Source organism: Nitrospinota bacterium, assembly GCA_035528715.1.
GTDB lineage: Bacteria > JADFOP01 > JADFOP01 > DATKYB01 > DATKYB01 > DATKYB01.
The window spans coordinates 20,586-31,927 of record DATKYB010000083.1; the positions used below are offsets into that span (position 1 = coordinate 20,586).

Here is an 11,342-nt window from a genome sequence, read left to right on the forward strand (position 1 = left end):
CTTTTTTAATACTCTTTTAAAACAGCATTATTATAGGCTAAGATTGCATCTCTTCTGCTCAGTATTCCTATGACCTTATTGGGTTTTTTGCTGTCAACTACTGGTAACTCATCAATATTTTTCATCGTAAATTTTTTAAGGGCGCTGGAAAGACTCTCCTCAAGGTTCAGGGTAATAACTTCCTTAGTGGCAAAGTCCTTTGCAATAAGTAAATCTGCCATATCTTTCGCAAAAAAGAGGGAACGAAGGTCATCCATTGATATAATTCCTATCATTTCATTTTTCTCGTTTACTACAGGGAAATATGAATTGGTTGTATTTGATATAATGTCCCCAATATCCCTTAATTTAGTGGATTCAGGTATAAGGACAACCTTTTTCTCTTTTTTCAACACGTCTTCTACTCTTATACCCTCTAGTACATCAACAATAAAGTCTCCCATGTGGGCAGGGGAATCTACCCTTGTAGGTACCTGCTTTTCGTAAATAGAGGTCTTTTTTCTAGAAAAAAGGTATGCAAAGGAAGAAGCCAGTATCATCGGCACCAGAAGCGAATAGCCCACGGTCATCTCTGACACCATTATCATAGACGCTATTGGAACCTTAGCAGCTCCGGCAAAAAAACTAGCCATGCCCACAAGCACAAAGGCCCCGGGCTGATCTATTATTCCGGGAAAGGCAATACTAAATAACTTGCCAAAGGCACCGCCTAAAAGGCCACCTATTACCAGAGAAGGAGCAAACACGCCACCACTACCACCAGAACTTATAGTAAATGAGGTAGCTACTATTTTCAACAATCCTACCAAAAACAAGAATTGCAAAGTCAGACTTCCATCTATGGCCTGCTGGATCATGCCATAGCCCATGCCCAGCACTTGAGGACAGAATAGAGCAATGATACCTAATGCCAGGCCGCCTATAGCTGGTTTAAATATGTTAGGAATCTTCAAGGGGCGAAAGATTCGATCCCGAATCTGGTAAAATACTTTTACATAAATATAACCAAAAAGGGCCATCAGTAAACCTAATAGACCATAGAAGATAAGCTGCCATGGGTTATGAAAGGTGAAGACTGGAGCATGGAAAATAGCGCCCCACCCATATCCGGAAAACGTGCAATAAACAGAATATCCTACTATAGAAGATAGAAAACATGGAATTAGGGCTTCGTATTCAAATTCTGCCTCGTTATATAGCACCTCAGCGGCAAAGAATGCTCCGCCTAACGGAGCACGGAAGATTGCACCAATACCTGCCCCAGCTCCGGCCAAAACTAATATGCGCCTTTCCCTGTCGTTTAATTTCAATATGGAAGCGAAGAAAGAGGCAAATCCAGCACCAATCTGGGCAATAGGGCCTTCACGGCCAGCCGACCCCCCTGAACCGATAGTAATAGCCGAGGCTATAGTCTTTATTATGGGCACACGCTTGCGGATTACACCCCGATGCTGATGAAAGGCATCTACAAGGGCATCAGTGCCATGACCTTCAGCCTCTGGTGCTAAGGTATAAACTATAAGACCTGATATAAGTCCTCCTATGGCGGGGACAATGAGTAACATCCATCTTCTAGTTTCTATACCTGATGGGATAAAAACAGGTTCTCCACCAGGTGCAGAGGGATAATAACCTGCTAAATAATTCAGAAAGAAATGGGTTGCCTCTCTTAATAAAACAAAGAAAATGATCGCTCCAAAACCTGAGATAATACCGACCAAAAAGCAGTAGAGAAACCATTTTGGAGAGGAGACCATCCCCAGACTGCTTATCAGTTTTTTAGCTGCTTTTTTCATAATATTCTTTTAGATTTTCCTGTATCTATCATTAAGTTGCGTAAAGGCTCTTGCTTAAAAAGTCTAGAGTTTTTCTTTTAAAAGCTTATTTACAAGCTGGGGATTTGCTTTTCCCTTGGTAGCCTTCATGGTCTCACCCACAAAAAAACCAAAGAGTTTCCTCTTTCCTTTTTTGTACTGCTCCACCTCCTCGGGATTCTTCGACAAAACCCCATCCACAATTCTTTTTAACTCCTCTTCGTCTGATATTTGGAGTAGGCCTTTTTTCTTTACTATGATCTCAGCAGGCTTTCCTGTCTTATACATCTCTTCAAATACGGTCTTTGCAATCTTACCGCTTATCGTACCCTTATCTATCATCTTAAGCATGCTTGCTAAGTTTTCAGGGGTTAAAGGACAATCCTTTATATCAATATTCTCTGCTTTTAATTCTCTTAAGATATCACCCATGACCCAATTGCTGACAACCTTTGGATTGGGAAAAAGCTCTACGCATCTCTCATAATATTCTGAAAGGGCTTTTGAAGAGGTAAGGACAACAGCATCATATTCAGGTATTTTATATTGGTCAAGAAACCTCTTTTTCTTTTCATCAGGAAGCTCTGGAAGACCTTTTTCAATCTCCTTTATCCATTCCTCATCTATTCTAATTCTGACTAAATCTGGCTCTGGAAAATATCTGTAGTCATGGGCCTCTTCCTTTCCCCTCATAGAGAGGGTAATCTCTTCATCCGCATCCCACAATCTCGTTTCCTGAATTACCTCTCCGCCTTCTTTGAGAATTTCAATTTGCCTTTTAATCTCGTATTGCAGCGCTCTTTGAACATTTTTAAATGAATTCATATTCTTGACTTCTGTTTTTGTGCCAAGCTCTTTGGATCCTTTTGGCCTTAGAGAGATATTGGCATCGCATCGCAAACTCCCCTTTTCCATGTTTCCGTCACACACATCTAAATATTCTAATATGGCTTTTAGTTTCAGAAGATATTCCCTGGCCTCTTGCGGAGAATTAATATCAGGTTCACTTACAATCTCCATAAGAGGAACCCCTGTCCTATTAAGATCCACATAACTGCTATTGCTATCCCCTAAGTTTTCTCCATGTATCAGTTTTCCTGCATCCTCTTCCATATGGATTCTCGTGATACCGATCCTTTTTGTCTTTCCGTCTGTATTGATCTCAATATATCCTCCCTTTGCTAAGGGTTCTTCGTATTGAGATATCTGATATCCCTTGGGAAGGTCAGGGTAAAAATAGTTTTTTCTAGCAAATCGACAATTCAGTGCTGTTTTGCAATGGGTTGTTAGTGCCGTCTTTATCGTAAATTCTACCACCTCTTTATTTAAAACGGGAAGTACTCCTGGCATACCAAGACATATGGGGCATGTCTGGGTGTTCGGCTCTGCTCCAAACTCAGTGGAACAAGGGCAGAATATCTTCGATTTTGTTAACAATTGAGCATGAACCTCTAAACCGATAATTGCCTCGTAATCCATTTTTTAAATTTCCTTTGTAAAAATAAATCTTTATTAGTAAGAAAGTTCTATTATAAATAAAAATTTCTTTAGAAGCAAGATGAAGAAGTTTTTTAATATTCTCTAGAAGTTAGAAAAGAGTGATAAATTGTTTTTAAAGTTCAGGTTTTTTGAGATGGTAATCTGTATTCTGCTCAAAGCAATAAGCGACCCTTAGTATCGTTTCTTCATCAAAATGTCGTCCCATAATCTGGAGACCAACAGGCAAATTATCTTTGGAAAAACCACAGGGCAGGGAGATAGCAGGTATGCCTCCTAGATTTACAGAGATAGTGAAGATATCTGATAGGTACATCTGCAGGGGGTCTTCCATTTTTTCCCCAATTTTAAAGGCAGGGGTAGGAGAGGTGGGGGTAATGAGAACATCGCATTCTTTGAAGACCTCATCAAAATCTCTCTTGATAAGGGTTCTTACTTGTTGGGCTTTTTTATAATAGGCATCATAATAACCGGCACTCAAGACATAGGTTCCAAGCATAATTCTCCTCTTTACCTCTGGGCCAAATCCCTCTTCCCTGGTCTTTTTATACATCTCCAATAAATCTTTTTCCTCTTTTGTTCTATAGCCATATTTTACACCATCATAACGTGCCAGGTTAGAACTGGCTTCTGCTGTTGCTAGTATATAATAAGTAGCTATGGCATAATCTGTATGAGGAAGGGAAACCTCTTTTGGTTTTGCCCCTAACCTCTCTAATAATTTTATTGCTTCCCAGACCTTGGCTTCTACTTCCTTGTTCATTCCCTCAACAAAGTACTCCTTGGGGATACCTATTTTCAAATCCTTCACATCCTCTATGAGGGCCTTGGTAAAGTCAGGAACGGGAATATCAGCTGATGTAGAATCGAGGGGATCTTTGCCGCTGATAACATTCATCAAGAGAGCGCTATCCTTTACGTCCTTCGTCATGGGACCAATCTGATCTAGCGAAGAAGCAAAGGCAACCAGACCATATCTCGACACTCGACCATAAGTGGGTTTCAACCCAACGATCCCACAGCAAGCTGCTGGTTGTCTTATTGAGCCACCCGTATCAGATCCGAGTGCAGCAATACACTCATCAGCTGCTACAGCAGCTGCAGAACCACCGCTTGAACCTCCAGGAACGGTTTCAAGATTCCATGGATTCTTTGTAATACCAAAATATGAGGTCTCTGTAGAAGAACCCATGGCAAACTCGTCCATATTTGTTTTACCTACAAATACCGGTCTTTGGTCACTTAATCTTTTTATGGAGGTCGCATCATAAGGGGGGGTAAAATTACTAAGTATTTTTGAACCACATGTTGTCCTTATCCCTTTAACACACAACACATCCTTAATGGCTAAAGGTATGCCTGTAAGAGGAGAGATATTATCGCCATTTTTTATAAATCTATCGACCTCCTCTGCCTCTTTTAAGGCAGATTCTCTTGTAATCGTTATGTAGGATTTTATTTCATCTTCAACTTTATCTATGCGTTTAAAAACAGAATTCGTGATCTCCGTACATGAGACCTCTCTTTTTTTCAACATCTCGTGTAAATCATGGATGGTCATTTGAAAGAGTTTCACTTTTTCTCCTCATTTTTTAATCAATAATCTTTGGGACCTTAAAATGTTTATGTTCCTTTTCTGGTGAATTGTTAAGGGCCTCATCCAATGAAATAGAATCCTTTATAACATCTTCTTTAAATACATTTTCAATGGAAATAACATGAGAGGTAGGTTCTGTATTTTTTGTGTCCAATTCATTCAGCTTTTCAACATAGGTTAGAATATCACTCAGCTGTTCTGTAAATTTTTCTTTGTCCTTTTCCTTTAGTTCTAAGCGGGCCAGATGGGCCACATGTTCAACTTCTTTTTTAGTTATTTTCATGTCTAACCTCCTAAAGTCCCTTCAAGGAAGCATATTTTGCCATAAGTTTCCTTTTACCAAATCCCTGAAAAGATACAGTTAATTTTAAATTCTCTTCTTCACCTTCGCTTGCACTAACCACTCCCACACCAAATTTTGGATGGCAGACTTTTTTTCCTACTAAAGAATCTTCTTTTTTTTCTTCTTCTTCTTGATAAAAATCAAGGTGAGAAGAAGAAGTTTCATTAAAGGCTTTTGATATATATTTATCTGGAATATCCTTTAAAAATAGAGAAGGAAAATTATATTGATAATTTCCATAGATATTTCTTCGAATACAATTTGTTAAAAAAAGCCTATCCTTTGCTCTTGTCATACCCACATAGCATAGCCTTCTTTCTTCCTCCAGTTCTTCCATAGTTTCAAAGGCTTTCGCATGAGGAAAGAGCCCATTCTCCATACCTGAGATAAAAACAAGGGGAAATTCTAATCCCTTTGATGAGTGAAGGGTTATCAGGGAGACAACCCCAGCATCTTCGTCTATAAAATCCGTTTCTGAAACAAGAACAGAGTAATCTAAAAAGGCCTTCAGAGACTTATCCTCTGTTCTTCTTTCAAATTCTTTAATCGCTGAGATGAATTCTTTTACATTATCTAATCTTCCGTCTGTCTCTCCTTTGTTCTTTTTTTCAAGGGTTTCCAGATATTTCGTTTTATTCAATATTTCCTTTACTAATCGAAAAACCGTTTCTTTTTCCCCTATTTTTTTTAATTCCTTGATAAGCTTAAAAAACTTTTCTAATCGTCGCTCTATTAAAGGAGCAACAATATTTTTCTTTATCATCTCATCTATACCCTCAAAAAAGGATATCTCCCTTTCTTTTATATAACTATCGATCTTATTCAGTGTCACCTTTCCAATTCCTCTTGCAGGGATATTGATGATTCTTTTTAGACTCACACTATCATAAGGATTAAAAACTACCTTTATGTATGCGAGAATCTCCTTTATCTCTTTTCTCTCGTAAAATCTCAATCCCTTTACTATTGTATAAGGAATCTGATTTTTCCTTAAGGAATCCTCTATGACTCTTGACTGAGCATTTGTTCTGAAAAATATGGCAAAATCTTTAAATTTCATCTTTCCATTATTGCATAAATTTTTAATGGTGCTGGCTATATAATCTGACTCTTTTATTTCATCGTCTGCCCTAAAATAGATGATCTTTTCTCCTTTATCATTATTGGTCCACAGTTTCTTATCTTTTCTTCCCTCATTTTTCTTTATGATCTCTGCCGCAGCATCTAAGATCGTTTTTGTTGAACGATAGTTTTCTTCTAAAGTGACGATACGGGTGTCCGGATAATCTTTTTCAAAATTGAGAATGTTTTCTAAATTTGCACCTCTCCAATGATAGATACTCTGGTCATCATCCCCTACAACACATATGTTTCTATATTTTTTTGCTAATAAATTTAACAGATAGAACTGGGAATAGTTTGTATCCTGATATTCATCCACCAGAATATACCTGAATCTCTCCTGGTAGGATTCTAATATATCTAAATTTTTTTCGAATAACTTAATTGTCAATAATAATAAATCATCAAAATCTAAGGCATTATTATTATAAAGAGCTCTTTGGTATAATAAGTATATCTTTTTTACATGCTGTTCAAATCCAAAATCGTTTCCATGATAAGCCTCTGGAAAGATAAGATTTCTCTTTTGCTCGCTAATCTTATTTAAAATATCTTTTGATTGGTAAAGCTCATCAAAGATATCCAGCTTCTTCATACATTCTTTAATAAGCTCTAAACTGTCTCCTGAGTCGTATATGATAAAATCGTTCGAATAACCCAGTCTCTCAATTTCTGATCTCAATATCCTTGCGCAGGCAGAATGAAATGTGCTTATCCAAATATTAAAAGAAGAATTTCTAAGAAGAATTTTTACCCTTTCTTTCATCTCTTCAGCAGCTTTGTTGGTGAATGTTAGGGCGATAATATGGGAAGGATTGATCCCTCTATTCTTAATTAAATAGGCTATTTTGTGAGTGATCACCCTGGTTTTTCCAGAACCTGCTCCAGCAAGGATTAACAAAGGTCCGTCACTCTTTGTCACAGCTTCTTTCTGATTGGGATTTAAACGATTTAATATGTCCATGATGATATCTTTTTTTCTATTCTACGGTAACACTCTTTGCGAGGTTTCTTGGTTGGTCGACGTCGCAACCCCTTCTTACTGCAATATGGTAAGCAAGGAGCTGAAGGGGAACAACCAAAAGGATAGGTTCAAGAAAGTATGATGTTTTAGGTATGTAGAGAACGTGGTCAACTTTTTCTTCCAGTTCTTTATTTTCCTCATTGGTAAGAACAATAACAATTCCATCCCTTGTCTTAACCTCTTCGATATTATTTAATATCTTTTCATAAACCCTATTTTTTGGCGCAAGGACAACCACGGGCATGCTCTCATCAATCAATGCAATAGGCCCATGTTTCATTTCTCCAGCAGGATAACCCTCGGCGTGAATATAGGATATTTCCTTTAATTTTAATGCCCCTTCCAGCGCAATAGGGTAATTGATACCTCTTCCCAAAAACAAAAAATCTTTCCTGTCAGAATAGATTCTGGAAATTTCTTCAATACGTTCATCTTGATTCAATATACTCTCTACCTGTTCTGGTATCTTGACAAGGTCCTTCATTAAATCCTTAGACCTCTTTTCAGAAATAGTTTTATTAAGTTTAGCTATGAGTATCCCTAGCAGATAAAGAGCCACAATCTGAGTGGTAAAGGCCTTTGTCGAAGCCACCCCTATCTCAGGCCCTGCATGGGTATAAATGACTTCATGGGAATCTCTTGCAATCGTGCTTTCCATGACATTACAGATCGAGATGACCTTTGCTCCTTTTTTCTTTGCCTCCTCTAGGGCAGCAATGGTATCCGCAGTTTCTCCTGACTGTGATATAAAGACCGTAAGGGATTCCTTATCGATTAAAGGGTCTCTATACCTGAATTCAGAAGCGATATCCACCTCTACTGGCATTTTACAAATTTCTTCTATGATATATTTGCCTACAAGGGCAGCATGATATGAAGTACCGCAGGCAACGATAAAAATCTTTTTGATTTCCTTAATACTTTCTTTATCCATCTTGATCTCATCTAACAAAATGATATCCCCTGTTTCTTGAGAAATTCTTCCTCTAAAGGTATCCCAAATGGCCCTGGGTTGTTCATAAATCTCCTTTAACATAAAGTGTTTGTACCCACTCTTTTCTGCCATTACAAGATTCCATAGTACTTTTTTGACTTCTTTAGATTTAGGCCTTCCCATAAGATCACTTATTTTTACGCCCTCTTCAGTAAGGATGGCTATCTCTCCATCTTCCAAGAAAAAGGCTTCTCTTGTATGCCCTAAAATCGCTGGAATATCAGAGGCTATAAAAAACTCACCCTTGCCAAGACCAATAACGAGTGGGCTATGTTTTCTCGCAGCTACAATCTTTTTTGGATCCTGTTCACAAATAACACCGATAGCATAGGCACCGACAATTCTGTGCAGGGCTTTTTTAACAGCCTCTTCTAAGTTTCCTTCAAAATATTTATGAATAAGGTGGGCAATCACTTCTGTATCTGTATTGGATGTGAAAACACTTCCTTCTTTTATCAGTTCTTCCTTCAGGGCAAGATAATTTTCAATGATTCCATTATGGACAACAACGACTCCATTGACTCTGTGGGGATGGGCATTTTCTTCTGATGGTCTTCCATGGGTTGCCCAGCGGGTGTGACCGATACCTATTTTACCTCCTAAAGGATTATCTTTTATGTTTTCCTCAAGATTTCTTAATTTGCCAACACTTCTTCTGACAACCAATTTATTATTATCTATAGTAGAAATTCCTGCAGAATCATATCCTCTGTATTCTAGTCTCTTGAGTCCATCTAAAAGGATCGGAACGGCATCTCTATTTCCAATATATCCTATAATCCCACACATATCTATTTCTCCTTCTTATCTTTTTTCCCCTTTTCCTCTTTTATCTTTTGGAGAACCCAGTTTTCCTTATTGATTTGATCTGTTCTGCTTAAGGTTAATGAGTAAGGAGGGACATCCTTAGTTACTGTGGTTCCAGCAGCGATATAAGCTCCCTTTCCAACTTTAATAGGGGCAACAAATTGTGTATCGCTTCCGACAAAAACCCCATCGTTTATAATCGTTTGATGTTTCTCTCTCCCATCATAATTACAGGTGATTGTACCGGCACCTATATTTACCTTTTTCCCAATGGTAGAATCACCAATGTATGTAAGGTGTGGGGCTTTTGAACCCTTCCCAACAACAGATTTTTTTATCTCGACAAAGTTTCCTATCTTTACCCCCTCCTTTAAAATGGTCTCAGGTCTAAAATGCGTGAAAGGACCAATTTTTGCATTGTTGCCTATCGTACTTTCCGTTATAAATACAAAACCCTTAATCTCCACTGAGTGAGCAATGCTGCTATTTATAATAACAGAATGGGACATAATAACACAATCTTCTCCAATCTTTGTGTTTCCATAGATCTGAGTATGTGGATAAATGATTGTATCCTTACCAATATTTACTGTTGAATCTATAAAGGTACTGGATGGGTCGATAATAGTAACTCCATTAAGCATCAGTTTACTTAGGATATTCTTTCTCATTGTCTGTTCTATATTCGCCAGATCAACCCGAGTATTAATCCCCATTATCTCATTAGAATCATCTGCAAGAAGAGCATGGACAGATAAATTCCTTTTTCTTGCAATCTCGATGATATCAGTAAGATAAAATTCCTTCTGGACATTATCTCTCTTTATTGTTTGCAGGGTATTAAATAAAAAGTCCTTCTTAAAACAGTAAATCCCGCTGTTGATCTCATTAATTCTCCTTTCTTTTTTAGTCGCGTCTCCTTCTTCAACAATCTTTTCAATAGAGGAATCCTTTTTACGTAACACTCTCCCATATCCATAGGGCTCTGGAATTCTTGCAGTAAGGACAGTGACCACAGAGCCCAACTTATCCTGTTCTTTGAGTAATCTAATAAGAGTTTCCTTTTTTAATAAAGGAACGTCTCCAGAAAGTACCAGTATGTTTCCTTTAAAATTCTTTAGAACCCCTTTTGACTGAATGATAGCATGAGCCGTGCCCAATTGTTCTTTTTGTTCTACAATATCTATTTTTTTATCTTCAAGGAGCGCTTTCACACGATCACCTTGATAACCGACAACTAAAACAATCTTATCGCTATGAAGACTCTCGGCTAAATCTACTGTATATTCTATCATGGGTCTGCCTGCTAACAAATGGAGAACCTTTGCCTTCTTGGACTTCATTCTTTTCCCTTTGCCGGCTCCTAAGATAACAATGGCTAATTTCTTTTTTTTCATCATTTATTAATTTTCCTTTTAAAATATCAATTGATTTATTATCTCTTCTTTTTCGATATCCCTAAATCCTTAATCTTTCTCCTAAGGGTATTTCTATTGATTCCCAAGATATTGGCAGCTTTTATCTGGTTTCCGCTCGTTTCTTCCATGACCAACTTTATCAAAGGCTTCTCAACCTTTTTCATCAGCATCTCATATAGATTTCCCTTTTTCACAGTGCACATTTTGGATACAAAATCTTTAAACTTCTCTTCAAAAATATTATCAATAGTTCTGCTGTTTTTGTTTTCGCTTTCCTCAAGAGTTGTTAGAGGAAGATCATCCGGTACTATCGTATTGCTGGAAGAGAGGACCACAGCCCTTTTCAATACATTCTCTAGTTCTCTAACATTTCCCTTCCAAGAATGATTGAGGAGTAACTTTCTGGCTTTTGGCGTTATATATTTTTCCCCGAGCCCAAGAGTCGTGAATTTTCTCAAGAAATAACTGATAAGAAGAGGAATATCTTCCCTTCTTTCCCGCAAGGGAGGTAAAGATATCGGAACTACATTCAAACGATAATAAAGATCCTCTCTAAACCGCCCTTCTCTAACGGCAACCTCTAAATCCTGATTCGTAGCTGCAACAACTCTGACATCCACCTTTATGGAGTCCATACCTCCTACCCGATAAAACTCCTTTTCCTGCAATACTCTTAGTATCTTTGTCTGGAGACCCATGTCCATATCACCGATCTCATCCAAAAAG

8 protein-coding genes are annotated in these 11,342 nt (G+C 37.9%); all 8 read right to left on the reverse strand.

The features are described 5' to 3' along the window. Positions 1 to 5: 5 nt before the first annotated feature. A complete protein-coding gene (locus VMW81_06365) occupies positions 6 to 1,796 on the reverse strand; it encodes a chloride channel protein (GenBank protein HUU50562.1) in 1,791 nt (596 codons plus the stop codon). Between the two features lie 63 nt (positions 1,797 to 1,859). Beyond that, positions 1,860 to 3,293, reverse strand: a complete 1,434-nt coding sequence (gatB, locus tag VMW81_06370; GenBank protein HUU50563.1) for an Asp-tRNA(Asn)/Glu-tRNA(Gln) amidotransferase subunit GatB — start codon at positions 3,291 to 3,293, stop codon at positions 1,860 to 1,862. A 133-nt stretch (positions 3,294 to 3,426) separates the two neighbouring features. Next, positions 3,427 to 4,887, reverse strand: a complete 1,461-nt coding sequence (gene gatA / locus VMW81_06375; protein HUU50564.1) for an Asp-tRNA(Asn)/Glu-tRNA(Gln) amidotransferase subunit GatA — start codon at positions 4,885 to 4,887, stop codon at positions 3,427 to 3,429. 16 nt (positions 4,888 to 4,903) lie between these two features. Next, positions 4,904 to 5,191, reverse strand: a complete 288-nt coding sequence (gene gatC / locus VMW81_06380; protein ID HUU50565.1) for an Asp-tRNA(Asn)/Glu-tRNA(Gln) amidotransferase subunit GatC — start codon at positions 5,189 to 5,191, stop codon at positions 4,904 to 4,906. A gap of 10 nt (positions 5,192 to 5,201) precedes the next feature. Beyond that, complete coding sequence (locus VMW81_06385; protein HUU50566.1) at positions 5,202 to 7,337, reverse strand: UvrD-helicase domain-containing protein; 2,136 nt, start codon at positions 7,335 to 7,337, stop codon at positions 5,202 to 5,204. A gap of 16 nt (positions 7,338 to 7,353) precedes the next feature. Beyond that, complete coding sequence (gene glmS / locus VMW81_06390) at positions 7,354 to 9,180, reverse strand: glutamine--fructose-6-phosphate transaminase (isomerizing) (GenBank protein ID HUU50567.1); 1,827 nt, start codon at positions 9,178 to 9,180, stop codon at positions 7,354 to 7,356. 2 nt (positions 9,181 to 9,182) lie between these two features. After that, entirely contained in the window at positions 9,183 to 10,598 is a 1,416-nt protein-coding gene (gene glmU, locus VMW81_06395; protein ID HUU50568.1) for a bifunctional UDP-N-acetylglucosamine diphosphorylase/glucosamine-1-phosphate N-acetyltransferase GlmU, read from the reverse strand. A 35-nt stretch (positions 10,599 to 10,633) separates the two neighbouring features. Then, a partial coding sequence (locus VMW81_06400) for a sigma 54-interacting transcriptional regulator (protein HUU50569.1) occupies positions 10,634 to 11,342 on the reverse strand: 709 nt, incomplete at its 5' end.